Origin of the sequence: Streptomyces sp. NPDC005302, from assembly GCF_040607345.1 — a bacterium.
Lineage (GTDB): Bacteria > Actinomycetota > Actinomycetes > Streptomycetales > Streptomycetaceae > Streptomyces.
The window spans coordinates 1-25,717 of sequence record NZ_JBEXGN010000037.1 but is presented as its reverse complement, the minus strand read 5'-3'; the positions used below and the strand labels follow the sequence as shown (position 1 = coordinate 25,717).

25 protein-coding genes and 1 rRNA gene are annotated in these 25,717 nt (G+C 70.5%); 14 read left to right on the top strand and 12 right to left on the bottom strand.

The window, feature by feature from the left end; genetic code table 11:
- Positions 1–47 precede the first annotated feature (47 nt).
- The 3 genes from pstC to pstB are packed head-to-tail and all read left to right on the top strand — an operon-like array spanning position 48 to position 2,942.
- Positions 48–1,055: a phosphate ABC transporter permease subunit PstC gene (pstC, locus tag ABZT74_RS33310; RefSeq protein WP_355878973.1), complete on the top strand. Its 1,008-nt coding sequence runs from the start codon at positions 48–50 to the stop codon at positions 1,053–1,055.
- Entirely contained in the window at positions 1,052–2,116 is a 1,065-nt protein-coding gene (gene pstA, locus ABZT74_RS33305; protein ID WP_356167478.1) for a phosphate ABC transporter permease PstA, read from the top strand. Before pstC ends, pstA begins: the two co-directional genes overlap by 4 nt.
- A 49-nt stretch (positions 2,117–2,165) precedes the next feature.
- A complete protein-coding gene (gene pstB, locus ABZT74_RS33300) occupies positions 2,166–2,942 on the top strand; it encodes a phosphate ABC transporter ATP-binding protein PstB (protein WP_164374170.1) in 777 nt (258 codons plus the stop codon).
- Positions 2,943–3,266: 324 nt separating this feature from the next.
- Here pstB and ABZT74_RS33295 read toward each other — a convergent pair whose 3' ends face one another.
- Together ABZT74_RS33295 and ABZT74_RS33290 are read right to left on the bottom strand one after the other, a co-directional pair.
- Positions 3,267–4,265: an inorganic phosphate transporter gene (locus ABZT74_RS33295; protein ID WP_355878965.1), complete on the bottom strand. Its 999-nt coding sequence runs from the start codon at positions 4,263–4,265 to the stop codon at positions 3,267–3,269.
- A 7-nt stretch (positions 4,266–4,272) separates the two neighbouring features.
- Positions 4,273–4,893 carry a DUF47 family protein gene (locus ABZT74_RS33290; RefSeq protein WP_081218155.1) on the bottom strand — a complete coding sequence of 207 codons (621 nt, stop codon included), beginning with the start codon at positions 4,891–4,893 and terminating at the stop codon, positions 4,273–4,275.
- Positions 4,894–5,198: 305 nt separating this feature from the next.
- Between ABZT74_RS33290 and ABZT74_RS33285 the strand changes: the two genes are divergently transcribed.
- Entirely contained in the window at positions 5,199–5,555 is a 357-nt protein-coding gene (locus ABZT74_RS33285; RefSeq protein ID WP_356441017.1) for a metal-sensitive transcriptional regulator, read from the top strand.
- 139 nt (positions 5,556–5,694) lie between these two features.
- Here ABZT74_RS33285 and ABZT74_RS33280 read toward each other — a convergent pair whose 3' ends face one another.
- Both ABZT74_RS33280 and ABZT74_RS33275 read right to left on the bottom strand, forming a co-directional pair.
- The gene (locus ABZT74_RS33280) at positions 5,695–5,883 is read right to left on the bottom strand and encodes a hypothetical protein (protein WP_356441014.1); all 189 of its coding nucleotides are present in this window, start codon (positions 5,881–5,883) and stop codon (positions 5,695–5,697) included.
- A gap of 130 nt (positions 5,884–6,013) precedes the next feature.
- Positions 6,014–6,844 (bottom strand): hypothetical protein, encoded by an 831-nt coding sequence (locus tag ABZT74_RS33275; RefSeq protein ID WP_356441011.1) that lies wholly within the window; start codon positions 6,842–6,844, stop codon positions 6,014–6,016.
- Positions 6,845–6,962: 118 nt separating this feature from the next.
- Between ABZT74_RS33275 and ABZT74_RS33270 the strand changes: the two genes are divergently transcribed.
- Together ABZT74_RS33270 and ABZT74_RS33265 are read left to right on the top strand one after the other, a co-directional pair.
- Entirely contained in the window at positions 6,963–7,133 is a 171-nt protein-coding gene (locus ABZT74_RS33270) for a hypothetical protein (RefSeq protein WP_356167486.1), read from the top strand.
- Positions 7,134–7,334: 201 nt separating this feature from the next.
- The gene (locus ABZT74_RS33265; protein ID WP_356441008.1) at positions 7,335–8,909 is read left to right on the top strand and encodes an FAD-binding oxidoreductase; all 1,575 of its coding nucleotides are present in this window, start codon (positions 7,335–7,337) and stop codon (positions 8,907–8,909) included.
- Positions 8,910–8,979: 70 nt separating this feature from the next.
- On the opposite strand, the gene ABZT74_RS33260 is transcribed toward ABZT74_RS33265, so the two are convergent.
- The 3 genes from ABZT74_RS33260 to ABZT74_RS33250 form a co-directional block, all read right to left on the bottom strand.
- Positions 8,980–9,681, bottom strand: coding sequence for a phosphatase PAP2 family protein (locus ABZT74_RS33260; RefSeq protein ID WP_356167491.1), 702 nt, complete (start codon positions 9,679–9,681; stop codon positions 8,980–8,982).
- A gap of 196 nt (positions 9,682–9,877) precedes the next feature.
- A complete protein-coding gene (locus ABZT74_RS33255; protein WP_356441005.1) occupies positions 9,878–10,885 on the bottom strand; it encodes a bifunctional lytic transglycosylase/C40 family peptidase in 1,008 nt (335 codons plus the stop codon).
- A gap of 104 nt (positions 10,886–10,989) precedes the next feature.
- Entirely contained in the window at positions 10,990–11,781 is a 792-nt protein-coding gene (locus tag ABZT74_RS33250; protein WP_356441002.1) for a trypsin-like peptidase domain-containing protein, read from the bottom strand.
- Positions 11,782–12,074: 293 nt separating this feature from the next.
- Between ABZT74_RS33250 and ABZT74_RS33245 the strand changes: the two genes are divergently transcribed.
- Entirely contained in the window at positions 12,075–12,335 is a 261-nt protein-coding gene (locus tag ABZT74_RS33245) for a DUF397 domain-containing protein (RefSeq protein WP_356440999.1), read from the top strand.
- Positions 12,336–12,387: 52 nt separating this feature from the next.
- Here the strand turns inward: ABZT74_RS33245 and ABZT74_RS33240 are convergent, their stop codons facing one another.
- On the bottom strand, positions 12,388–13,026 hold the full coding sequence (locus ABZT74_RS33240; protein WP_355878936.1) for an SRPBCC family protein: 639 nt from the start codon (positions 13,024–13,026) through the stop codon (positions 12,388–12,390).
- Positions 13,023–13,397 carry a metalloregulator ArsR/SmtB family transcription factor gene (locus ABZT74_RS33235; RefSeq protein WP_355878933.1) on the bottom strand — a complete coding sequence of 125 codons (375 nt, stop codon included), beginning with the start codon at positions 13,395–13,397 and terminating at the stop codon, positions 13,023–13,025. The genes ABZT74_RS33240 and ABZT74_RS33235 overlap by 4 nt, the downstream gene beginning before the upstream one ends.
- A 447-nt stretch (positions 13,398–13,844) precedes the next feature.
- Here ABZT74_RS33235 and ABZT74_RS33230 point away from each other — a divergent pair, with 447 nt between their 5' ends.
- The 6 genes from ABZT74_RS33230 to ABZT74_RS33205 all read left to right on the top strand — a co-directional run bounded on the left by ABZT74_RS33230 (position 13,845) and on the right by ABZT74_RS33205 (position 21,229).
- Positions 13,845–14,153 carry a hypothetical protein gene (locus tag ABZT74_RS33230; RefSeq protein ID WP_037622434.1) on the top strand — a complete coding sequence of 103 codons (309 nt, stop codon included), beginning with the start codon at positions 13,845–13,847 and terminating at the stop codon, positions 14,151–14,153.
- 212 nt (positions 14,154–14,365) lie between these two features.
- Positions 14,366–15,220 (top strand): hypothetical protein, encoded by an 855-nt coding sequence (locus ABZT74_RS33225; RefSeq protein WP_356440996.1) that lies wholly within the window; start codon positions 14,366–14,368, stop codon positions 15,218–15,220.
- A complete protein-coding gene (locus ABZT74_RS33220; protein ID WP_356440993.1) occupies positions 15,210–16,535 on the top strand; it encodes a hypothetical protein in 1,326 nt (441 codons plus the stop codon). The genes ABZT74_RS33225 and ABZT74_RS33220 overlap by 11 nt, the downstream gene beginning before the upstream one ends.
- Positions 16,532–18,091 carry an SCO6880 family protein gene (locus tag ABZT74_RS33215; protein ID WP_356167502.1) on the top strand — a complete coding sequence of 520 codons (1,560 nt, stop codon included), beginning with the start codon at positions 16,532–16,534 and terminating at the stop codon, positions 18,089–18,091. The genes ABZT74_RS33220 and ABZT74_RS33215 overlap by 4 nt, the downstream gene beginning before the upstream one ends.
- Positions 18,092–18,105: 14 nt before the next feature.
- The gene (locus tag ABZT74_RS33210) at positions 18,106–19,530 is read left to right on the top strand and encodes an ATP-binding protein (RefSeq protein ID WP_355878919.1); all 1,425 of its coding nucleotides are present in this window, start codon (positions 18,106–18,108) and stop codon (positions 19,528–19,530) included.
- 13 nt (positions 19,531–19,543) lie between these two features.
- A complete protein-coding gene (locus tag ABZT74_RS33205) occupies positions 19,544–21,229 on the top strand; it encodes a type VI secretion protein (protein ID WP_356440990.1) in 1,686 nt (561 codons plus the stop codon).
- A 21-nt stretch (positions 21,230–21,250) separates the two neighbouring features.
- Here ABZT74_RS33205 and ABZT74_RS33200 read toward each other — a convergent pair whose 3' ends face one another.
- Together ABZT74_RS33200 and ABZT74_RS33195 are read right to left on the bottom strand one after the other, a co-directional pair.
- Complete coding sequence (locus ABZT74_RS33200; RefSeq protein ID WP_356440987.1) at positions 21,251–23,923, bottom strand: NACHT domain-containing protein; 2,673 nt, start codon at positions 23,921–23,923, stop codon at positions 21,251–21,253.
- Positions 23,924–23,997: 74 nt separating this feature from the next.
- The gene (locus ABZT74_RS33195; RefSeq protein WP_356440984.1) at positions 23,998–24,552 is read right to left on the bottom strand and encodes a GNAT family N-acetyltransferase; all 555 of its coding nucleotides are present in this window, start codon (positions 24,550–24,552) and stop codon (positions 23,998–24,000) included.
- 151 nt (positions 24,553–24,703) lie between these two features.
- Here ABZT74_RS33195 and ABZT74_RS33190 point away from each other — a divergent pair, with 151 nt between their 5' ends.
- A complete protein-coding gene (locus tag ABZT74_RS33190) occupies positions 24,704–25,465 on the top strand; it encodes a CDP-alcohol phosphatidyltransferase family protein (protein WP_356440981.1) in 762 nt (253 codons plus the stop codon).
- Positions 25,466–25,633: 168 nt separating this feature from the next.
- Here the strand turns inward: ABZT74_RS33190 and rrf are convergent.
- Positions 25,634–25,717: ribosomal RNA gene (gene rrf / locus ABZT74_RS33185) — 5S ribosomal RNA — on the bottom strand; the annotation flags it as partial.

Below are 25,717 nucleotides of genomic sequence, written 5' to 3'. Positions count from 1 at the left end.
CGCCTGGAGCCGCCACTCGACTCGGCTCCGCAGACCGGAGACTCCTGATGGACATATCGACACACAACACCGAAGCACCTCCCCCCACCCCACCGCCTTCCACGATCGAGCAGAAGCGCGCGGCCCGTGGCGCCACCCGCCCCGGCGACCGTGTCTTCCTCGGCCTCTCCCGCGGGTCCGGCATCCTCCTCCTGGTGATCATGGCCGCCATCGCGGTCTTCCTCACCTACCGTGCCGCGATCGCGATCAGCAAGGACCACGCGAACTTCCTCACGACGTTCGAGTGGAACACCAACATCGACCCGCCGGTATTCGGCATCGCGGTGCTGGCCTTCGGCACGGTGGTCTCCGCGATCATCGCCATGGCCCTCGCGGTCCCGGTCGCCGTCGGCATCGCGCTGTTCATCACGCACTACGCGCCCCGCAGGTTCGGCGGACCCGTCGCGTACGTGATCGACCTGCTCGCCGCCGTCCCGTCCATCGTCTACGGCCTCTGGGGCGCCCTCGTCCTGGTGCCGCACATGGGCGGCCTGTTCGGCTGGCTCGACCACTACTTCGGCTGGACCGGCATCTTCGAGTGGCAGGGCGGAGCGCCCCGCTCGATGCTCACCGTCGGCGTCCTGCTCGCCATCATGATCCTTCCGATCATCACCAACGTCAGCCGTGAGGTCTTCCGGCAGGCGCCGATGATGATCCAGGAGGCGGCGCTCGCGCTCGGCGCCACCCGCTGGGAGGTCATCCGCATGGCGGTGCTGCCCTTCGGCCGCTCCGGCGTGATCTCCGCCTCGATGCTCGGCCTCGGCCGCGCGCTGGGCGAGACGATGGCCGTCGCCACCGTCCTCTCCCCGACCTTCGACATCAACGCCAGCCTGCTCGACCCGGGCGGCGGCACGTTCGCCCAGAACATCGCGAGCAAGTTCAGCGAGGCCACCCCGTTCGGCCAGGACGCCCTGATCGCCTCCGGTCTGGTCCTGTTCGTCATCACCCTGGTGGTCAACGGCGCGGCGCGCGTGATCATCAACCGCCGCAAGGAGTACTCGGGGGCCAACGCATGAGCAACGCACCCGTCACCGCACGACACGCGAGCACGCTGCGCGGCGGAACCCTTCCGAAGTGGTCCCCGTGGGCCATCGCGGCCGGCGCCGTGATCGTCTCCGTCGGGATCGGCCTCGGCGCAGGTCTCGACAGCAAGGTCCAGTGGGGCCTGATCGCCGCGATCCTGTTCGTCCTCGGCACGTACGGCATCGCCGCCCGCGTCGAAGGCCGCCGTCAGGCCAAGGACCGCGTCGCCACCAGCCTGGTCTGGGTCTGCTTCATCGTCGCCGTCATCCCGCTGGCCTCCCTGATCTGGGAGACGGTCAAGCGCGGTGTGAAGGTCTTCGACGTCTACTTCCTCACGCACTCGATGGGCGTGGTCGCCGACACCGAGACCGGTGGCGGCATCTACCACGCGATCATCGGCACCCTGGAGCAGGTCGCCATCGCGAGCCTGATCGCGGTGCCCGTGGGCGTGCTGACCGCGATCTACCTCGTCGAGTACGGACGCGGCAAGCTCGCCAAGGCCGTCACCTTCTTCGTCGACGTCATGACGGGCGTCCCGTCGATCGTCGCCGGTCTGTTCATCCTCAGCTTCTGGATCCTGATCCTGGACATGGGCTACTCCGGCTTCGCCGGTTCGCTGGCCCTCGCGATCCTGATGATGCCCGTGGTGGTCCGCTCCACCGAGGAGATGCTGAAGCTCGTCCCGAACGAGCTGCGCGAGGCCTCCCTCGCCCTCGGCATCCCGAAGTGGCGCACCATCATCAAGGTGGTCCTGCCGACCTCCATCGGCGGTATCACGACGGGTGTGATGCTCGCCGTCGCGCGCATCACCGGTGAGACGGCCCCCGTGCTGCTCCTGGTGTGGGGTACGAACTTCATCAACACCGACCCGTTCTCGGGCCCGCAGGCCTCGCTTCCGCTGTACATCTACCAGCAGTACGCGAACAGCGCCGGCTCCGGCGCGGCCTACGACCGGGCCTGGGCGGCGGCACTCGCCCTCATCGCCTTCGTCATGATCCTCAACATGGGGGCGCGAGCCATCGCGCGGTGGAAAGCCCCCAAGGCGGGCCGCTGACGCGGCCATCAGCGACCCGAATCCTTTGCGAAAGAAGCAGTGAACTGACATGGCCAAGCGAATCGACGTAAGCGGTCTGACCGCCTACTACAGCGCCCACAAGGCGATCGAAGACATCTCCATGACGGTCGAGCCCCGCTCGGTGACGGCCTTCATCGGCCCCTCCGGCTGCGGCAAGTCGACCTTCCTGCGCACCCTGAACCGCATGCACGAGGTCACCCCCGGTGGCCGCGTCGAGGGCAAGGTGCTGCTCGACGACGAGGACCTGTACGGCAGCTCGATCGACCCGGTCGCCGTGCGCCGCACCATCGGCATGGTCTTCCAGCGCCCCAACCCCTTCCCCACGATGTCGATCTTCGACAACGTGGCGGCGGGCCTGAAGCTCAACGGCTCCTACAAGAAGTCCGAGCTGAGCGACGTCGTCGAGAAGTCCCTCAAGGGCGCGAACCTCTGGAACGAGGTCAAGGACCGGCTGAACAAGCCCGGCTCGGGTCTGTCCGGCGGTCAGCAGCAGCGCCTGTGCATCGCGCGGGCGATCGCGGTGGAGCCGCAGGTCCTCCTCATGGACGAGCCCTGCTCGGCCCTGGACCCGATCTCCACCCTCGCCATCGAGGACCTGATCGGTGAGCTGAAGGAGCGCTTCACGATCGTCATCGTGACGCACAACATGCAGCAGGCCGCCCGCGTCTCCGACCGCACGGCGTTCTTCAACCTGTCCGCGGTCGGCCAGCCCGGCCGCCTCATCGAGATAGACGACACGGAGCGGATCTTCTCCAACCCGTCCGTCCAGGCCACGGAGGACTACATCTCCGGTCGCTTCGGCTAGACCGGACCTCCTCCCCGAACCCCTCGCGGTGCTGCATGGCGGTGCCACCGCGAGGACGAAAAGGGCCCGCCCCTGGCTCCCGGGGGCGGGCCCACTCGTCTATATCCAGCCCGCCCGGCACTCGATGACGAGACCGTTCAGGCCCTATATCCAGCCCGTCCGGCGCTTGAGGACAAGGCCGTTCAGGCCGGAGCGGGGGTCCGGGGGCGCAGCCCCCGGGGACGGGAAGGGAAGGGGCGGAGGGGGCGAAACCAAAGGGCCCGGCCCCCGGAGGAAACCCCCCGGACGACCGGACCCTTGAAGAGAGCGGGAACGAGCGGCCCGCTAGAGAACCGCGACGTTCACGATCCAGAAGCTCAGAGCGGCCACGAGCGCAGCCGCCGGCATGGTGATGAACCAGCCGAGGACGATGTTCTTGGCGACACCCCACCGCACGGCCTTCACCCGCTTCGTCGCCCCCACACCCATGATCGCGGACGTGATGACGTGCGTCGTGGAGATCGGCGCCTTGAAGATGTACGCCGTGGCGAACATGATCGACGCACCGGTCGTCTCCGCGGCGAACCCCTGCGGCGGATCGAGCTCGATGATCTTCCGCCCGAGCGTCCGCATGATGCGCCAGCCACCGGCGTACGTCCCCAGCGACAGCATCATGGCGCAGACGAGCTTCACCCAGACCGGGATCGGGTCGCCAGGACCCTGCACATCGGCGATGACCAGCGCCATCACGACGATGCCCATCGTCTTCTGGGCGTCCTGAAGACCGTGCCCGAGCGCCATGCCGGCCGCGGAGACGGTCTGCGCGATACGGAAGCCGCGCTTGGCCTTGTGCGGGTTCGAGCGCCGGAACAGCCACATGATCGCGGCCATCACCAGATAACCGACGAGCAGACCGACCACCGGCGACAGGAACATCGGGATGATGATCTTGTCGAGCACGCCGTTCCAGTAGACCGTCGTGCCACCGGCCAGCGCCGCGCCGACCATGCCGCCGAACAGGGCGTGCGAGGAGGACGAGGGCAGACCGAAGTACCAGGTGACCAGGTTCCAGGTGATCGCGCCGATGAGCGCGGCGAAGAGGATGCCCATCCCCTTCGACCCCTCGGGCGTCTGGATCAGCCCTTCACTGACGGTCTTGGCGACCCCGCTGCCGAGGAAGGCGCCGGCGAGGTTCATCACCGCGGCCATGGCGAGCGCGGCCCGCGGCGTCAGGGCACGCGTGGACACGGACGTGGCGATGGCGTTCGCCGAGTCGTGAAAACCGTTCGTGTACGTGAATCCGAGCGCGACCCCGATGGTCACGATCAAAGCAAAGGTGTCCATGAACGGGTCAGGACTCCTTGACGGCGATGGTCTCCACCGTGTTCGCCACGTGCTCGAACGCGTCGGCCGCTTCCTCCAGCACGTCCACGATCTGCTTGAGCTTCAGCACCTCTATGGCGTCGTACTTGCCGTTGAAGAGGTGGGCCAGCAGCTTGCGGTGGATCTGGTCGGCCTGGTTCTCCAGACGGTTGACCTCGATCCAGTACTCGGTGAGGTTGTCCATGGTCCGCAGGTTCGGCATGGCCTCCGCGGTCAGTTCCGCGGCCCGCGCCAGCACCTCGATCTGCTGCTCGACACCCTTGGGCAGCTCCTCGACCTGGTACAGGACGACCAGGTCGACGGCCTCCTCCATGAAGTCCATGATGTCGTCGAGGCACGAGGCCAGGTTGTAGATGTCCTCGCGGTCGAACGGCGTGATGAACGAGGAGTTCAGCTGGTGGAAGATCGCGTGTGTCGCATCGTCACCGGCGTGTTCGGCGGCCCGCATACGCTCTGCGATCTCGGCCCGGGCGGAGGTGTCCGCTCCGAGCAGTTCCATCAGGAGTTTCGAGCCCGTGACGATGTTGTCCGCGGATGCGGAGAACATGTCGTAGAAGCTCGTCTCCCTGGGGGTCAGACGAAAGCGCACGTTGGGGTCCTCGGGGTGCTTCGGTTCGGTCAGGCTGATGCTAGGCGCATCATCCGGCCACGGCTAATGGGCCGTCCCCCAGTGTCGCCCATCGGGCACAGTGATCAGCACAGGGTCCGGTACCGGCTTCTGGCAAGGGCCCTATACCCGGCAAAGTTCGATACCATATACCCACCAGGGGTATACGTACAGGGCGTAGCAGACGAGATTCGGCCAGATTTCCCGGCCGGATCACGACCGGCATCCGGGACAGTCCCCGGGCAGGCCCCTGACAAAACCGCCGAGCGGATCAACAGGAGGACGCGATGACGACCACCGAGGCCGGCGCGACCGCGCCCTCCGGCGACGGACACGAGGTCGTGACCGATCACGACCGCAGAGTCCACGGCTACCACCAGCAGAAAGACGAACACCTGAAGCGGCTGCGCCGGATCGAGGGACAGATCCGCGGGCTCCAGCGGATGGTCGACGAGGACGTCTACTGCATCGACATACTCACCCAGGTCTCCGCCTCCACGAAGGCCCTGCAGTCCTTCGCCCTCCAGCTCCTGGAGGAGCACCTGCGGCACTGCGTCGCGGACGCGGCCCTCAAGGGCGGCGACGAGATCGACGCCAAGGTCGAGGAAGCGACGAAGGCGATCGGCCGCCTGCTCCGCACCTGAGAGATGTGACGCACCTGACGCCGGGGACGTATGTGACATCCCCGACTCCTGTGACGTTCCGGACTCGGACCGGAGCACAGCGGGCGACGGGGGCGGAACCGGACCCCCGCTCCCCGGCACCTCGCCCCGGAACCGGGCGCTAGTCCCCCGCGCCGTGCGGACGAGCGCGTTCTTCGGCCACTTTCAGCACCTCGTCGATGCTCTCCAGGCTGAGCCGGTCCTCGTCGGCGGCCGAGGCCGCGATGATCAGGTCACCGCACAACTCGATCTCGGCGAGGGCCACGTGGTCCTGAACTGCCGTACCGCCGACCGGAGCCACGTGCGTCACCTCTTCCTGCCGTCACCGACTTCCTAGAGTAGGGAGCGGCCTACACACAGCGCATGGCACGGAAGGGCCATTTCCGGCCCTCCCGTGAAGCTACGGCTCCGGATGCTCTTGCCCATTCCGCCGGAACCCACTACTCCGCGATCTTCCCGGCGTAGATGTCCGCGGAGTCCGGCAGCCGTACGTCCGCGGCGGCGCCGAAGTCGTACAGCAGGGTCGTCGAGGCGACGTCGACGGTGCCCTTCTTCCGGTCGTTGACGAAGCTGAACCGGTGCCGGACCTTGCGCAGCCGCCCCTGGTCGTCGAGGTAGGCGTCGAACGGCACCGCGGTGGTGGCGAACCCTTTCGCCGCCGCGTTCAGCGCGGGCCGCTGCCCGGTCGAGGCGCCCCGCGCGGCCACCAGGAGATCGGCCGTCCCGCGGTAGTGCCGCACCGAGGTGCCGGCCACCTCGGTCCGGCCCACGTACGTCGCCGTCCGCGCGCCGCGCAGCAGCTCGGCCGCCGCGTACGGGTCGGTGACCCCGCCGGTGACCAGGTTCCCGTCCGACAGACCGGCGGTCTCCACCCGGACCCACTTGTCGGCGGGCACACCGGCGCCCCGGTTCTTCATGAACAGCGCCCCCGGGGCGAGCAACTCGGTGATCGGCCGGTGCTCGTCGGCCCCGGCCGGGTCCTGCGGCAGCAGCACCTTCAGCTCACCGGTCTGCCTGCGGAAGTCGTAGACGCCCTGTCCGCGGATGGTGACCCGGGTCCCGCCCGTGGCCATCTCCATGGACGTGGTGGCCTTGGCGCTGCCCGCGCGCTCCAGCTCACCGGCCGCCCGGCGCAGCGTCCCCACGGTGTCGGAGCCGGTGCCGACGTCCTCGGCGGCGGCCCCGCCGCCCGAGCACCCGGTGCCACAGACCACGAGTCCCGCCATGACCAGCGCCATCGCGGTCGCCCGCCCCTCCTGCCGCGCCACCATCGTCAGCCGACCCCCAGCCGGTCCGTCCCGGGCCTCCCTGTCGCCCCGCTTAACGACGGGTGGGGGCGGTCGTCACGCGGCAGGAGTCCGTTCACTTGCCTTGGGTAACGTTGTCGGTGTGGAGCAGCAGGACATCACCGACCCGGTATCAGAGCACCGTGCGACCACCGTCGAGCAAGGCCCCTTCTGTCTGGCCCGCTGCACCTGCGGCTGGCGGGGCCCGGCCCGCCGCGCGAGAAGCCAGGCCCGCGCGGACGGCACGGCCCACGCGACGGGCGACACCCTCTGAGGGACGCCCGGCCCCCCTTCCCTTCCTGTCGCCTTCCTCCCCTTTCGTGCCTTCCCCTGACCGTTTGCGGTCACCCCGCCGTTCCCCTCGCGGTGCGCGCGTGCTGGGATGCCGGGAGCTGTAGCGGTTTCGCGACCTTCGCGCGTGGAACCTGCGAGCCCGCAGGCCCGTCTCGTTCCACGGAACCCAGGGGAGGCGCACATGCAACGGCGTACGTTCATCGGCGGCACCACCGCCGTCCTCGCGGCGGCGGCGACGTCCGCCTGCAACGGCGGCGGGGGTGACGCGGCTTCCGGCGCCTCCGGCACAGAAGCGAGCGCCGCCGCGGACGCCACCGGCATACGCTCGGCGACCGCGAGCAGCCGCGCGGCCGCCAACTGGACAGCCCTCTCCCATGCCCTGGACGGCGCCCTCGTGCGCCCGGGCGACCGCAGCTGGTCGGCCGCGCACCAGCTGTACAACACGCGCTTCGACGGCCTGAAGCCCGCCGCCGTCGCCTATGTCGCGCACGCCGACGACATACGCACCACGATGGACTACGCCCGCGCACACGGCGTCAAGGTGTCGATACGCAACGGCGGCCACTCGTACGCCGGTTGGTCCTCCGGAGACGGCCGCCTGGTCATCGACGTCTCCAAACTGAACAAGATCCGCGCCTCGGCGAACGAGGCCGTCGTCGGCGCCGGCTCGAAGCTGATCGACGTCTACCGGACGCTGGCCGCGAAGGGCGTCACCATCCCCGCGGGTTCCTGCCCCACCGTGGGCATCTCCGGTCTGACCCTGGGCGGCGGCCACGGCGTGGTGTCACGGGCGTACGGACTGACCTGCGACAGCCTCACGCAGGCGACGCTGATCACCGCCGACGGCAAACAGCTGACCGCCGACTCCTCCACGAACAAGGACCTGTTCTGGGCGCTGCGCGGCGCCGGCAACGGCAACTTCGGCGTCGTCACCGAGCTGCGCTTCAAGACCCACCCGGCGCCACAGGGCGTCTCGGCGTACATGACCTGGCCGTGGGCGAAGGCGGCCGCCGTGGTGAAGGCCTGGCAGGAGTGGGGCCCCGGCCAGCCGGACGAGATCTGGTCGTCGTGCCATCTCGCGAGCGCGCCCGGCGGCAGCCCGACCGTCTCGGTCGCCGCCTTCTCCCTCGGCACCTACGGCGAGCTCCAGAACGCCGTGGACCGGCTGGCCGACCGCATCGGCTCCCCCGCGCGCAGCGTCTCCCTCAAGCGGCGCTCGTACGAGGAGTCGATGGAGGTGTACGCGGGCTGCTCGTCCTTCTCGGCGGACGCCCAGTGCCATCTGCCGGGCTCGACGCCGGGCCGCAACGCGCAGGGCGCCCTCGGTCGCGAGACGTACGCGGCCCGTTCGGACTTCTTCGACCGGTCGGTCTCCGCGGCCGGCATCCAGACGCTGCTGAGCCAGATCTCCGCGGTCCGCGGCGGTGCGGGCAGCATCGCGCTCACGGCGCTCGGCGGCGAGGTCAACCGGGTGTCGCCCACGGCGACGGCGTTCGTGCACCGCCGCTCCCGGATGCTCGCGCAGTACATCGTGTCCTGGCAGGCGGGCACCTCCGGCACCACCGCGCAGTCCTGGCTGACCGGCGCCCACCACGCGATGGCCCGGCACGCCTCGGGCGCGGCCTACCAGAACTACACGGACGCGACGCTGACGGACTGGCGCAAGGCCTACTACGGGGACGCGGCGGCCCGGCTCAAGACGCTGAAGCAGCGGTACGACCCGGACCGCTTCTTCTCGTTCCCGCAGGCGCTGTAGCCGGCCGCCGTGACGGGCGCGCCGGCCGCGGGCGTCCGCCCGTCACCGGTGCGGGCGCCCGATCGGGCGGTCAGGCCGCGAGGTCGCGCTCCTCGGCGTGCTCGGTGCGCGCTCCGGGAATGAGCGTCTCCTGTCCGGCGGGAACCGCGTTCCGCGCGCGGATCAGCCGTCCCGCGCGCGGGGACCGCTCCACGGCCTTCATGACCGGGGTCAGCAGGGCCATGGCGAGCGGCGACAGCAGCAGGGCGACCGCGGTGCCGAGGGCGAAGCCGCCGATGACGTCCGTCGGGTAGTGCACGCCCATGTAGACGCGGCAGAACCCTTCGAGGAGGGCGAGCCCTATCCCGGCGAGGCCGAACTTCCGGTGGGCGACGAAGAGGCCGACGCCCATCGCCATGGTGAGCGTGGCGTGGTCGCTGACGAAGGAGAAGTCGGTCTTGCCGCCGATCAGGACGTCGAGGCCCTGATGGTCGACGAAGGGGCGCGGCCGCTCGACGAAGCCCCGTATCGGAACGTTCACGAGGACGGCGATGCCGGCCGCGAGCGGGGCCCAGACGAGGGCGGCCACGGAGGACGCGGCGTCGGTGCCGCCCCGCCGCCGGACGGTCCACCAGCACCCGACGACCAGAAGGACCATCGCGAGCAGCAGACCCCACTCGCCGACGAACTCCATGGTGCGGTCGAACCAGTGCGGCGCGTCCTTGGCCAGGCCATTGATGTCGTACAGCAGGTCGACGTCGGGGTTCGAACCGGATTCGGCGAGTCCAGCCATGGTGCTGCGGCCCCTTCGTCGTCTTTCCCACGGTCGCGCCTGTTCGCGCGCCGCTCGATCCACCCCCGTGGTCGTAGAACAGGTTCTCTACGTGGAATAGGAACGCACAGTTCCCTGCGGTGGGTTCCGTACTCCACGGAACGATCACGCAGACGTTATCGAAGAGAGACACATCGCCGCAGCTCAGGGGGTGGGTTCAGATCGAAGTGGGCAATGCTTTCGCGCCATCTTCCGTCACCCGGGTGGCCCCGAAGTAGTCGGGGGTGTCGATGGGGTCGAAGCGGATGACGGCACCCGTGCGGGGTGCGTCGATCATGTATCCGCCGCCCACGTAGATCCCGACGTGCCGGATGGCGCGGGAGTTGGTGAGGTCGTCCGAGAAGAACACCAGGTCCCCCGGCAGGAGTTCGGACCTCTTGGGGTGCGCTCCCGCGTTGTACTGGTCGTTGGCGACCCGCGGCAGGGTGATCCCGGTGCTCTCGTAGGCGGCCTTGGTGAGACCCGAGCAGTCGAAGCGTCCGCCCTGGTCAGCGGTGCCGGTGCCACCCCACAGGTAGGGCGTGCCGAGCTTCTTCTGCGCATACGTGATGGCGGTCGCGGCCTGCTTCGAGGGGTCCACGCGGGTCACCGGAGCGGCGAAGCTCCTCGACAGCGTGGTGATCGTCTTCACGTAGTTCTGGGTCTCTTTGTACGGCGGGACACCCTTGTACTTGATGACCGCGTACGCGCCCGCGTTGTAGGCGGCGAGCATGTTCTCGGTGACGTTTCCGGGCGCGTTCTTCACATAGGAGGCGAGCTGGCAGTCGTACGAGGCCGCCGACGGAATCGCGTCATTCGGGTCCCACACGTCGCGGTCGCCGTCGCCGTCGCCGTCCACTCCGTGCGTGGCCCAGGTCCCCGGGATGAATTGCGCTATCCCTTCCGCTTTCGCGGGGCTCTTCGCGTTCGGATTGAATCCGCTCTCCTGGTAGAGCTGCGCGGCCAGCAGCGCGGGATTGATCGCTCCGCAGAGATTGCCCCACTTCTGCACGAGGGGCTGGTACGCGGCGGGGACCGCGCCCTTGGCGAGTCCGACGGCGCCGCCGCCGATGCCGTTGGCGAGGTTCCCGGCGACCATGTAGACGCCGACGACGAGCAGCATCACGAAGCTGATCCCCGTGCCGATGGCAACGGTCGCCACGATCCACGCCTTACGCACCGTCAACCGCCCCTCACCGCACAGGAGTCCGCCGACGTCAGTGTAGAGGCGGGGTCCGCGCAGGGGGGAGATCGCGCACAGGCGGCAGGCGAGGTTCCGCCGGACAGTCCCTAACCGGCCAGTCCGGCCTCGCGGTAGAGGTCGGCGGCCTCGGTGCCGAACACGGCGCTGTACGAGATGTCGTCGGTCTTCCCGCCCTGCTCGTGACCGCCGATCACGCCGACGACGGCGCCGTCCCCGTTCACCCAGGGGCTGCCGCTGGTCCCGCCGGCGAAGTCGGGGCACGCGATGCGCTGCTGCGTGCGGCTCTGCGCGGTGGGCTTGTCGGTGCAGGTGATGGCGGTGTCCGCGGAGCTGGGGTATCCGGTGACGGTCACGGCGGTGGCCCCGGTGGCGCGGTGCGCGGCGAAGGCGTAGGCGCCGCCGACGGCGTCCTCGGCCTTCTTGCCGTCGCGCTCGCCGAGCACGGCGAAGGCGATGTCGCTGTCCTCCCTGTCCTCGGCCCGCCCGTCCTTCCAGCCGTCGGGCAGGAACACGCGCCGGACGTCCCAGAACCCGTACGGCGCCTTGCCGTCGCGGTAGCCCGGCGCGAAGGACATCGCCCTGCCGCCGTCGAGACAGTGGGCGGCGGTGAGGAGGAGGTCACGCCCCGCGCTGTGCACGACGGAGGCGGTGCAGAAGTGCCCGCCGCCGCCCTTGGCCGCCGCGTCCCCGTGGAACAGGGCGCCGACGCGGGCCGTCCGCGCGTTCACGGCGGCCTGGACGGTCACGCCGAACGGTCCCGGCCCGTCGTCCGCCGCCGCCACGGACGAGGACGTCACGGCCAGCAGCACGACCGCCGCGCCGAGCAGCGCGGGCCGCCGCCGGGCTCCGGGGAAAGGGGTGACGCGGGTGCGCTTCATCGCCTCTCACCTTGCCCCGAGCGGGTGAGCAAAACCTTGGACGAGTCCGAGTATCGCCCGAGACCCCGCGCGCCGCCCGTCCGGACCCCGACAGCCCCGCGGCCACGGGCCCGGCCGGGCGTCCAGCCGGGTGACAGCCCCTTCCGGACAGGCCGGGGCGAGCCTCGGTCCACGCGCCACGGAGGCGGCGGCCCGGGGATACGGTGGCCGCGGAAGTCTCCGATCACGGACCCGGGGTCCGGACACGGCGCGGCAGAGGCCTGCTTCCACCCGGCCGGAGAGGAACACCACCGTTGACCGACATCCCCCCGGGCCTCGACTGGGTGCGGGCCGCGCCGGAGGGCGTGACCGGGCCGGGCCCCTGGATCGAGCTCGCCTTCGGCACGGACGGCCTCGTCCACCTCCGGGAGACCGGTGACCCGGAGAACGTCGTCACCACCACCCGCAGGAAGTGGGACGCGTTCGTCCTGGGTGTCCGCGCGGGCGAGTTCGACCACTTCGCCGCGGGGGCCGACGACGAGCGGCCCCCGGCTCCCGCCGCGGACCGCTCATGAGGCGAGGTCCCTCATGAAGTGAGGGCCGCTCATGAAGTGAGGCGCCGGGCTCCTACGCGGGTTCGGCTCCCGTGTAGGCGGCCGTGGTCCGGTCCGCCGCACCCCGGGCGCCGTCCTGCGGCTCACCGCCGGCGACGTTCGCCTCGTACCAGCTCTCGCTGCTGCGCGTGATGAAGTCACGGCCCTCGTCGGAGGTCAGCCAGGCCATGCTGTCCTTCGGGTCCAGGACACCGCCCGGGGACCCGAGGTGCCCGGCCAGGCCCATCACGCCGAGGTCCCAGCCGACACCGACCGCGCCCGGCCCGAACTGCGCCCAGCGTTCGTCGTCGACGTGCGCGATGTGTTCGAGCTGGAAGCGGGTGCGCTCGCCCTCCGGAATCAGCCGCACCTCGATCCAGCTCACGTCACCGCCGTACTCCCAGGTCGCCGCGAAGCTCTCGGGCGGCTCGCACCGCTCGACGGTGCCGCCCGCGTTGCCCTCCAGCTGGTACGTGCCGCCGAGGCGCAGGTCGCCGGAGACGGGCAGGAACCAGCGGGGGATGCGCTCGGCACTGGTCACGGCGTCCCAGACGTCCTCGACCGGGGCGTCGTAGGTCTGACTCAGCGTCACCACGCGGGCCTCGCCCGCCTTGTACTCGCGCGTGCCGACCGTGCGCCGCACGGCGTTGATCTGATGGGTCACGTCGATCACGATTGCTCCTCCGCAGTTCTGTTGCCGCCGTCGCCGGACGCGCGCAGGCGACGCTCCCGCTTCCCGCGGGCCAGTTCCGTCGCCAGGGCGTCCAGGTGGGGCGTCCAGAAGCGACGGAAGGGGTCCAGCCACGCGTCGACGTCCCGCAGCGGGGCCGGGTCGACCGCGTACAGCCGCCGGGCCCCCTCGGGCCGTACCGTCGCGAAACCGTTCTCCCGCAGCACCTTCAGATGCTGGGAGACACCGGGCTGCGATATCCCGAACTCCTCCCCGATGGCCTCGCTCACCGCTCCGGAGCTCATCTCGCCGTCGGCGAGCAGCTCCAGGATCCTGCGGCGCACGGGGTCACCGAGTACGTCGAATGCGTGCACCCCCCGAACGTATCAGCCAGCACTTATATAAGCCATCACCGATGATCACACGGATACGGCCCGCGCGCGTGCCCCCGCGACCGCACGGGGGGTTAGCCTGGAGGCGACGGACCGTCACGAGCGGTACGGGGACGCCGTGTCGGCCATCAGCGGTCCGCGCGAGCGCCGTAGAAGGGGACAACGACGGAACCACACGACAGGTTTCGCTCCCACTTCATTGCCCGGCGTGACCGACCGTGATACACAGAGTGACCATACGACTCTTCGTATAGCGCCGTACGCCTCCCGAAAGGGTCCCCGCGTACGCCGGTGACAAGGGATTCGTACGAAACCCGCCAACCAATGACGTCAAGTCGACATACGAAGGCGTCTTTGTCGGCGAGAATGGGCCCGACCTCTGCGCAGTGGCAGGGGGTGCAGAACTACCCACTAGGGGCGGTGACTTACATGCTTTTCGCAGCCGACAAGGGCGACATCAACACGATCATCGGCGGGATCGCCCCGGACTGGGGCCCCTTCGGCAGCCTGGGCAACGAAGCCAAGGTGATGGTCGAGGTGGTGATGGCGGTCGCCATCCTGCTGTGTCTCGGCATCGCGATCTGGGGTGCGGCCAAGCAGCGCATCGGCGCGACCGCCCTCCGCGACACCTTCAGCGCCGAACAGGGCAAGGGCCTCATCATCGCCGGGCTCACGGGAGTCTTCATCATCGGTTCCCTCGGCACGCTCTTCACCATCGTGTACGGCATGGCCGTGTAGACCGGCCGGTCCGCGCCGCACCGGGCGCGCGGCCGGTCCCCGGCCGGGCGTGCCCGGACAGAGCGTTCCTCCCCGACCCACCCGTCCGTCGTGCCCACCGGCTGAGGTTGCGTTTCCCTGATGTCGAGTCACCACACCGCGCCCGCGCGGGAACCAGCACGGCTACCGTCGTACTACGTGGTTCAGCGAGAGGTTGAGGGGGCGTACGCGGCATGAGTCTCGGAGACGAACCCGGGTACGGCGACGCCTCGCGCGGCGAGGACGGGGGGTACGGCGGCTCCGGCCAGACCCGCACCCGCCTCCCCGACCGCCAGGGCGACGTCTACGGCGGCGCCCGCCGTGGCCGCGGATCCTCCTCCCGGAGCCTGATCACGGTAGTCGGCGTCGTCGTCCTCCTCATCGCCGCGATCGCCTTCGCGAACCGCGGCGACGACTCGCCCTCGTCGGGCGACACGGGCGGCGACAAGGCGAAGACGTCCCCGACGGCCGCCTCCGGCGACCACCCCGTGGACACGAAGTCCGCCGGCATCCCCTCGGGCTTCCCCCACACGGGCGAGGGCGCCCAGAGCGCGGCCACCAACTACGGGATCGCGCTGGGCTCGACGGGGATGTTCGACACCGGGCAGCGGCACGCGATCGTCGACGCCGTGTACGCGCCCGACGTGGCTGCCGCGCGGCAGCCGGACCTGGACGCCGCGTACTCCAGTGAGAAGTTCCTGACCAACATCGGCCTGGACAAGAACGGGGCCGCGCCGGCCGGTCAGACGTTCGTCTCGCGGATCATCCCCGTGGGCACCAAGCTCACCGCCTCCGGCGGAGACACGGCCACCGTCGAACTCTGGTACACGTCGCTGTTCGGGCTGTCCGGAGAGGGATCCACCAACCCGGTGTCGGAGAGCTGGTACACGACGACCTACCAGCTCAAGTGGGTCGGCGAGGACTGGAAGGTCGCCGACTTCACGCAGAAGGACGGGCCGGTCCCGGTCGGTCGGGACCAGAAGGCCTCCACCGCCGACGACATGACCAAGGCTGTCGAGGAGTACGGAGGGTTCACGTATGCCCGCTAACAAGCCGCGTCGTGCCCTCTCGCTCGCTGCCGCGGTGGCGGCGGTGCAGTCGGCCGCCGTCCTGCTGGCCACCAACGCCCTGGCGGCCCCCACCCCGACTCCCAGCGGCAACGCGTGCGATCTCGTGCGCGGCCCCGCCAAAAAGTACTGCGAGGGCGACAAGAGCGGCGGCGGCAAGACCGGCCTCACCGGGGGCGGGCTCGGGTCGACCCTCGACCCGCTCTCCTCCCTGGCGAAGGGCTGCGCCGACGCCGCCTCCTGGACCGTCGACAAACTCTCCGCCGCCGTGAACGACACCGCCAACGTCGACTTCACGAACCCCAAGTTCCTCCAGCAGTACGCCGTCGTCTTCGCGGCGTCCACGATCCTGACCCTGCTGCTGTGGCTGCTGGCCGTGGCGAAGCGGGCCGTACGGGGCGTCCCCCTCGGCACGGCCCTCTCCGAGGCGATCGGGTTCCTCTGGCTCACCGTGCTGGCGTCGGCGTTCACCCCGCTGATCCTCTACACGGTCGTCTCGGCGACGGACGGCGTCACGGAGGTGCTCGCCAAGACCACCGGCAACCAGACGGACGCGTTCTTCGGGACGTTCTCCGGCGCCCTCGGCAAGGGCGAGAACATCGGCGGCGGCCCGATCATGCTGATCGTCGTCTCGCTGGTCTCGATCCTGGCCGCCGGTGTCCTCTGGCTGGAGCTGGTGATCCGGGCCGCCCTGCTGTACGTCGGCGCCCTGCTGGGCACCGTCGTCTACGCGGGCCTCGTCGACAAGAACCTGTGGGGCCACGTCCGCCGCTGGGCGGGCATCATGATCGCGGTGATCCTGGTGAAGCCGGTCATCGTGATCGTGCTCGGCCTCGCCGGCGCCCTCAGCTCCGACAGCGGCCCCGACGCGTTCTCCGCCGTCGTCTCCGGCCTCGCCATCATCCTGCTCGCCATCTTCGCCAGCGCGATGATCTACCGCTTCGTACCGGGCTTCGGCGACGAGATCGCCGGCTCCCGCAACAACCGCATCATGCAGGGCGCCGAGGGCAAGGCCGCAGCGGTCATGACCTCCCCGGCGACCATGGTCGCGCAGGGCATCAAGACCCACAGCACCCGCGCCGACAACGGCGGCGGGGGTGGAGGCGGAGGCAGCCAGCCCCGCCCCGCCAACCCCGTGTCCGGTGGTGTGGCCGCGCACAGCAGTCGTACGCCGAACGGAGGCGGCGGATCTGTCCCCTCCGCCGCACCCCCACCGCGTAGCAGCCCGGTCAACACCCCGCACGCGAGCAATACCCGCAACAGCAGCACCAACAGCACGGGAGGTGAAGGGCGTTGACGACCGAGTCCCACGTGTCCCACCTGGTCACGCCCCGCCGTACATATCTGATCGGCCGCGCCCGGCCGAACGCGATCGTCGGCCGCAACCGCGAGTCCGGCGAGATCGCGCTCATCATCGCGGGCGCGTTCCTCGGCATGATGTGCGGCCTGCTCGTCCCGGTCCTGTCCCTGCGGATCGTGCTGCTCATGGGCTTCCCGCTGGTCGCGCTGGCCGCGGTGTACATCCCGTACAAGCGCCGCACGTTCTACAAGTGGTTCGAGATCAACCGCAGCTACAAGCGGAGCCTGCGCAAGGGCACCGCCTACCGCAGCCAGGTGATGGAGGCCGGACTCCGCATCGACGGCAAGGAGGTCGAGATCGGCCCGCCGCCCGGCATCGGCCGGATCTCCTGGCTCGCCGCCCCCTTCGGCCCCGACGAGATCGCCGTGCTGCTGCACGCCGACCGCCGCACCGTCACCGCCGCGATCGAGATCGAGGGACCCGGCGTCGGCCTGCGCGACAGCGAGGACCAGGAGGCCCTCGTCGACCGCTTCGGGACCCTGCTCAAGCACGTGGCGAACGGCGACGGCTTCGTCACCCGCCTCCAGATGCTCGCCCGCACCCTCCCCGCCGACCCGGACGCCCACGCCAAGGACGTCTCCGTCCGCGGTGACGAACGGGCCCCCGGCTGGCTCCAGCAGTCCTACGACCAGCTCCAGTCGATGGTGTCCACCAGCAGCGAGCAGCACCGCGCCTACCTCGTCGCGTGCATGCACTACTCGCGCGAACTGGCCGCCGAGGCGCAGGCCATGGCACGCGCGGCCCGGCCGCAGGGCGGGCGCAAGCTCGACCGCGACGCCGGACTCGCCGTCGTCATGGCACGCGAGCTGACCGACATCTGCTCCCGGCTCCAGGAAGCCGACATCCGCGTACGGCAGCCGCTCGGTCAGGGGCGGCTCGCCTCCCTCGTGCACTCGATGTACGACCCGGACCACCCGATCGACCACATCCAGGCCATGACCAAGCGCAACGCCTGGCCGGCCGAGCTGGACGCCATGGAGCCGACGTACCTCCAGGCGAAGACGCGCGAGTCCTCCACCCGCGCGCCCTGGTGCCACTCCACGGCCTGGGTGAAGGAGTGGCCGATGACCCCGGTGGGCGTCAACTTCCTCGCCCCGCTGCTCGTCCACACCCCGGACGTCATCCGCACGGTCTCCGTGACGATGGACCTCGAACCCACCGAGATCGCCATCGAACGCATGCTGACCGAGAAGACGAACGACGACGCCGAGGCCAGCCGCGCCGCCAAGATGAACCGCACCGTCGACCCCCGCGACATCGCCTCGCACAACCGCCTCGACCAGCGCGGCGAGGACCTCGCGAGCGGTGCCGCCGGCGTCAACCTCGTCGGCTACATCACCGTGTCCTCGCGCAACCCCGAGGCGCTCGCGCGCGACAAGCGCACCATCCGTGCCTCGGCGGGCAAGTCGTACCTGAAGCTGGAGTGGTGCGACCGCGAGCACCACCGGGCCTTCGTCAACACACTGCCGTTCGCCACCGGAATCCGCAGGTAGGGGCTGATGCACTGATGCGGGATCCGCTGTCCATCGCTACCGATGCCTTCACGTCCTTCCTCTTCGGCAAGGTCGAGACGACCCGGCTCCCGGTCCGCACCTCCACCGGGCAGGCCCAGGCCGTCTACCTCCCGACCGCCGCGCCCGGCCTCGGTGACTCGGGCGTCATCATCGGCCGCGAGGTGTACTCCGGGAAGGGCTACATCTACGACCCCTTCCAGCTGTACGGGCAGCAGTTGCCCGCCCCGCACTGGCTGGTCCTCGGCGAGTCCGGCAACGGCAAGTCGGCCCTGGAGAAGACGTACGTCCTGCGCCAGCTGCGCTTCCGCGACCGCCAGGTCGTCGTCCTCGACGCCCAGGGCGAGGACGGCGTCGGCGAATGGAACCTCATCGCGGAGGAGCTGGGGATAACCCCCATCCGGCTCGACCCCACCGCGGCCCTCGACCTCGGCATCCGCCTCAACCCGCTCGACCCGGCGATCACCACGACCGGCCAGCTCGCGCTGCTCCGGACGATCATCGAGGTCGCGCTGGGGCACGGCCTCGACGAGCGGTCGGGCTTCGCGCTGAAGGTCGCGCACGCCTACGTCAACGAGACGATCGTCGAGCGCCAGCCCGTCCTCACCGACATCGTGGAGCAACTGCGGCACCCCGAACCGGAGTCGGCCGAAGCGATGAACGTCGCCATAGACGACGTACGGGCCTGGGGCCTGGACGTCGCACTGGTCCTGGACCGGCTCGTCGACGGTGACCTCCGGGGCATGTTCGACGGTCCGACGACGGTGGGCATCGACCTGGACGCCCCCCTCATCGTCTTCGACCTGTCGCACATCGACCGGAACTCCATCGCCATGCCGATCCTGATGGCGATCGTCGGCGTGTGGCTGGAGCACACCTGGATCCGGCCCGACCGCAAGAAGCGCATCTTCCTGGTGGAGGAGGCGTGGCACATCATCAACAGCCCCTTCGTGGCGCAGCTCTTCCAGCGGCTGCTGAAGTTCGGGCGGCGTCTCGGCCTGTCCTTCGTGGCGGTGGTCCACCACCTGTCGGACGTCGTGGACGGCGCGGCGGCGAAGGAGGCCGCCGCGATCCTGAAGATGGCGTCGACCAGAACCATCTACGCGCAGAAGGCGGACGAGGCACGGGCGACGGGCCGGGTGCTCGGGCTGCCCCGATGGGCGGTCGAGATCATCCCGACGCTCACCCCGGGCATCGCGGTCTGGGACGTCAACGGCAACGTCCAGGTGGTGAAGCACCTGATCACCGAGACCGAGCGCCCCCTCGTCTTCACCGACCGGGCGATGACCGAGTCCTCCGCGGACTTCCTCTCCGACAACGCCATGCGCGCCGCCGAACTGGAGGCCGAGGAGAGAGCGGCGGCCTTCATGGAGCAGCATCTGAGTGATCTCGACGGCTCCTCCGAGTCCACGGTGGCGTGAGGGGCCGGCTGAGATGAGAGCGGACGACCGGCACGACCTCCGCCGCGAGCGCGAGGGCGGCATCCCCGACGGCCTGCTGATCGGGGTGCTCGGCTTCCTCCTCGGCATGACCCTGATGGTGTGGACGGCCACGGGCCTCGCGGGTCTGTTCTCCCGCGGTGCCTGGCCGGACGCCGTCACCTTCGCGCGTACGCCGCTGGCCATGCGGTACCTGATCGGCGCCCCGCACGATCTGCCGGGCGCCTGGCCCGACACCCCCGCCGCCCAGCTGTCCGGCTACGGGCTCTTCTGGGGGCTGTTCATCGGCCAGTTGATGATCCTGCTGGTCCTCACCGTGTTCGTGATGGGCACGGTGGCCCGGTGGCGCGCGGGCCGGGCCCGACGACGCGCGGAAGCCGTGGCGTCCGCGGGCGCGATCGGCCCGGTGGTCCCTTCGGCCAGGACCGAACAGCAGGCGTGGGCGGAACAGCAGCCCCCGGCCGCCGCGCGGTATCCCGGCCCGGCGCAGCCGACGGCCGCGGCGCCGCCCGCGACGGCCCACACGCCTTCCCCCGCCACCGAGGACGTCCGGACGGCGGACCGGTCCGGAGAGCGGACGGGCGCCGCCCAGACAGGCGCACAGCCGGCCGGGCGGACCGCCGGCCGGGCCGCCCCGGGTGCGGACGCGGGGGCGGTGGCCGCCACGATGTGGGCGGGCGGCCGGGAAGCGGCTCCCACCGACGGCACGGCCCCCCTCACCACCACTCCGGCCCAGCCGAAGCAGGCCTGGGAGAACACCCACGCGGTCGTCCTCGCCGCGGCCGAGGCCCGCCGGCCCACCGCCGCCCAGGCCGTGCGCGACGCCGAGGGTCCCGCCCTCGTCGTCACCTCCGACCCGCGCATCTGGTCGGAGACCAAGGACGCCCGCGCCAAGCTGGGCCCCGTCCTCCTCTACGACCCCACCCACCTGTGCGACACCCCGGCCCGCCTCCACTGGTCCCCCGCGGCCGGCTGCCAGGACAGGGAGACAGCCGCGGCCCGCGCGAACGCCCTCCTCGCCGCCGTACGCCCCACCGCCAAGGTCGACCAGGCGATGGCCGACGTCGCCGAAACGCTCCTGCGCAGCTACCTGCACGCCGCCGCCGTCGAGGGCAAGGCCTTCCGCCACGTGCACCGCTGGGCCCAAGGCGCACAGGTCCAGGACGCCGTACGGGCCCTGCGGACGAACCCCAAGGCCGCGTCCGGCGCCGCCGGCGAACTTGAGGCCGCGCTCACCTCGCACCCCGAACGCCGCGACATCGCACAGGAGTTGACGGCCCGGGCGCTGTCATCGCTCGGCACGGTCAACATCCGCGAATCCTGCACCCCGAACCGAACTGACAGCCTCACCCTGGATTCTTTCGTCGACGAAGGGGGCACGCTCTATGTGGTCGGCGAACCCATCGAGGATCCCAAGGCGAACCCCGGCGCGATGCCGCTCCTGACGGCCCTCGCCTCAAGCGTGGTCGAGCGTGGCCGGCGCATGGCCGAACGGTCATCCTCCGGTCGGCTCGACCCACCACTCACCCTCGTCCTCGACGACGTGGCGGCCGTCGCCCCGCTCCCCCAGCTCCCGGACCTCCTCACCACGGGCCCGGCCCGTGGCCTCCCGACCCTGGCGCTCCTCCGCTCCCGTGAGCAACTCCGGTCGCGGTGGCCCGGATACGAGCTTCCGGACTGACCGGCGGCCGGCCCGCGGACGTCACGTGAGCGTCAGGCGCACCGCCCGGACCCGGCCGTCGACACCGTGCACCGGATCGACGCCCACGTCGACCGAGCCGTCCCGCAGCGCGGCCCGTACACCGGCCACCATGCCCTCGGGGACGGTCAGTTCACGGACGCGGTGCTGCGAGAGGTAGGCGGTCAGGGCAGCGGCGGACACTCCTGCCCTGACGTCCATGCTCTGCGGCACCCGGCCGAGGCGCAGGAGGTGGCCGAGCTGTTCGTCGGTGCGGACGGTGTGGATGAGGCCCTCCGGATCCAGCCGCGCGATGACCTCGTCGGCGTACCGCGCACTGTCGAAGCGCGACCAGGCCCACATGAGCTGGGCGCGGACCCGCACGAAGGGGTGGCCGGTGAAGCGGGCGAGGAAGGCGACGGAGGCGTCCGAGGCGATGTGCGAGGCCGCGATGACCGTGCGGTAGGCGGCCATGTCGTCGTCGAGTTCCCCGGGTCCGGGCAGCAGGTGCAGGATCAGCGGCCCGACGTCGGCCAGCGCCCGCGCCTCCTCCTCGCTCCCCGGAGGGACGAGGGCGGCCGCCGACCGCTCCACGGCCTCCCGCACGGACGGGCCGAGCGCCGTGGCGTGCTCCAGGCAGGCCGCCGCGAGGAGGTGGATCCGCGTCCGCACCCGCTGGTCCGGCGCACGCTCCCCCCGCGCCAGCAGCTCCCGGAAGATCGTCTCGCGCTCCCGGGGGCGGGTGAGCGCCACGGCCATGCGGATCACGTCCTCCCACTGGTCGTCGTCCGCGTGCTCGACCAGCAACCCGAGGTCGCCCTCCGCCACGGCGGCCCGGGCGCCCAGGAAGTCCTGGAAGGTGCGGTGGACGAAGTCCACGGTGCCGGGCGCGGGTTCGCGCACCAGGCCGCTGCGCTGGACGAAGTGGTCGAGGACGGCCGGCGCGCCGCCCAGCCCGCCGACCTCCGGCACCGCCGGAAGCACCCGGGCGACGATCGCCTCCGCCCGTGAACGGTCCATCTCCGTACGGCCGTTCCTGATCAGCCAGTAGGCGAGGAGCTGGAGCACCTCCAGCTGCGGCTCCTCTCGGAGTGCGGGGACCGCCATGTCCCGCTCCCGGTCACGGCGGCTGAGCAGCATCGACAGTGCGGCCTCGTACAGCTCCTTGCGCCCCTGGGGCAGCCGGCCGCGCCGGTCGTGGTGCAGGGCGCAGATCAGCCCGCACATCAGGGGGTTGGTCGCCAGCCGCCCGAGGTCCGGCTGCGTCCGCACGGCCGTGCGCAGCTGCGCCGCGTACCGGGCCCGCTCGCCGCCGTCGTCCGTACCCGCCCCGGCGGCCGCGTGCCACCGGTCGATGAAGGCCGCGACGTCGGACGGCCCCATGGCGGAGAGCGCCAGCTCGCAGAACCCGTCCTCGACCAGCCAGTCATGCCCCACCGCCGAAGGCCGGGAGGTGACCAGCCAGCGGTTCTCCCCGTCGTACGTCTCCATCAGGTCCCGCAGCCATCCGCGGGTCCGTTCCCGCTCGGGCTCGGGCACCTCGTCGATCCCGTCGACGAGGATCAGCCCGCGTCCGGCCAGGAGCACCCGGTCCTCCCAGCCGTCGGGCTGCCCGCCGGCCAGCGGGCAGCCCGACGCGGCGAGCAGGTCACGGGGGCCGGGCAGCCGCTCGCCGTGGCGCGTGAGGGTACGGAGCGGGAGGACGAACGGCACCCGGTCGTCGAGATACTCCAGACGGCCGGGCAACTCCCCCCGGGCGGCGGTGACGGCCAGCCACTGCACGAGCGTGCTCTTCCCGGAACCGGCCTCACCACGCAGCAGTACCCGCCGGTCGGCGGCGAGTGCCTGGTCGGCGGGTTCGGTCCCGTCGGCGAGCGCCCACTGATACGCCCGTACGCGCTCCAGGTCGGCCGCGCGGTCAGGATCACCTCCGGAGGCCGGGTCACCGCCCCGAACACCGGGTCCGCCACCGGGCGGCGGGCCCGGCACCCGACGGGTCGTCTCCAGGTTCAGGTACGCCACGTCCAGCGGCCACCGCGTGGGCGAGCTGCTCAGATCGATCCCGTGGATGGTGAGCTTGCCGTGCTTCTTGCGCAGGTGCTCCAGATACCGCTGCTCGAAGGCGGCGTCCTCGCCGCCCGGCAGGGGACTGCGACGCACCAACTCGTCCACCTTGGCGATGAGTTCGTCGAGACCCCGGGCCTGCTCCACCAGCGCGTGCGCGACGAAGGTCGATCGCTGGGTGAAGAACTGCAGGATGTGCAGGCAGGCGGTGTCGACCAGACGCTCGTAGAAGTACGTGGCCCGGGAGCTCAGATGGCGCTCGGGACGGTCACCGGCCCGTCGCAGCTCCCGCGCGAACTCCTGGTGCCCCAGCCGCACTGCGTCGAGGTCGGTGAGGGTGAGGTCGCCGAGCGCGTGGAGCGTGGCGCCCAGTGCGTCGGCGACGGCCTGTTCCTCGTCGGCGGCGATGGGCCGTTCGCCGCTCCGCAGCCCCTGTCGGACCAGCTTCGCGGCGAGTTCACGGACGTCCCCCTCGGTGAGGGAGCGCTTCTCTCCTGTGAAGGAGACGTATCCGGAGATGCGGATCGGCCGGTCGACGAGACCGGCGCCGGGTCCCTCGGAGACGAACAGCTTCTTCACGAGGGGGCCCACGGCGGCCGAGGCCAGCCTCGTTGCGACAGCGGCGAGTTCCACGTGTGCTCCCCCGGGACGGCTGCGATCCTCCCAGGGATCCTAGGCCGCGGCGCCGGGCGCCGGAGATCGTTCCGTCACGCGCTCCGGGTGATCACGAACTCCAGCTCCAGTTCCCCGTTGTCCCCGGGCATCGGCACGGAGTTCCCGGTGGGACGGAAACCGGCCTTGCGGTAGAACGCCTCGGCGCGGCTGTTCTTCTCGTGGACGAAGAGCCGTACGCGCTCCAGTCCGATCCCCCACGACCACACGAGAGCGGCGTCGAAGAGCGCCTGGGTCACCCCGGCCGCGCTCCCCCGGTGCTCGGGCCGCACGAAGACCCCCACCAGATGGGCCTGGTTATGCTCGGTGACCGTCCCGAAGGGGTCCACCGAACCGGCCTCCTCGACCAGCACGGTCACGGAACCGTCCCACGCGCCGTCCTCGCCGACCGCCACGAACTGCTGTCGCCCCTCGACCCCCACGGCAGCCCCGGCCGCCCGCTCCTTCCAGAAACCGTCGGCCTTGGCGGAGGCGTCCTCATAGGTCTCCAGGAACGCGAGATGAGCGACGGGGTCCCGGAGTGCGTCGAGCCTGAGCTCCTTCACCTGACGCCACTCGTCGGGCCATATCGAACGGATCACGTGGTTCATGAGGGTCACGGTAGTACGGGCCCGCACCCTCGCTCACCCGGATATCCACCCTGCCGAACGCCGCCGGCCCGCCCCCCGTCATGCTCTTCCCTTGTACGACAGTTCCAGCCAACAACCGCTACAGCACCGGCTCGTCAGGGAGAAGCACCGCATGGCCAAGGTCCAACTCGAGGAACTCCGCACCGTCATTCATCCCGAGGGCAAGCTGGACAGCAGGGCCGAACACTGGGCCGGCCGCCTCTACATGAGGTCGCTGTCCCTCCGCGTCACCCTCCGGCTCGTCGACGCTCGTATCTCGCCCAACCAGATCACGGTGATCATGGTGGCCGCGGGGGTCCTCTCCGGAGTCGCCCTGATCCTGCCGGGACTCGGCGGGGCGGTCCTGTCCGTCCTGTTCATGCAGCTGTATCTGCTGCTCGACTGCGTGGACGGTGAAGTGGCCCGCTGGCGGCGCCAGTTCAGCCCGCTCGGCGTCTACCTGGACCGGCTCGGCGCCTACCTGGCCGACGCGGCCGTCATGGTCGGCATGGGCATCCGCGCCGCTCAGCTCGGTCTCGACCCCTACCTGGTGGCGGGGCTCGCGGCGGCCGTCGGTGTCCTGCTGCTGAAGTCGTCCTCGGACCTCGTGCACGTGGCCCGCTCCGACAGCGGCATGCAGAAGGCGACCGACCAGTCCGTCGTCCCGCGTTCCAGCGGCCTCGCCAGCGTGCGCCGGCTCGCCTCGGCCGTCGGCCTCCACCGCCTGGTCAACGGCATCGAGTGCACCATTCTGCTGCTCGTCACCGCGGTCATCGACCTCGCTCTCGGCGACCTGACCGCCACCCGCATCACCACGATCGCCGTCACGGCGATCGTCTGGCTCCTGGTGCCGGCCCACATCGTCTCGATCGTGGCGTCGTCCCGCCTGAAGTAACCGGAAGCAGCCGGAAAACGAGAAAGGGGGCGGTCTCCGTAAGGAGACCGCCCCCTTTCTTCTTCAATTCCCGGACGACCAGGCCACCGGACGACCACGCGAAAACGATCCGGAACGCAGAAAACCCCCGTACCGGTATCCCCGGTACGGGGGTTTTCTCTAATATTAGTTCGGCGGCGTCCTACTCTCCCACAGGGTCCCCCCTGCAGTACCATCGGCGCTGTGAGGCTTAGCTTCCGGGTTCGGAATGTA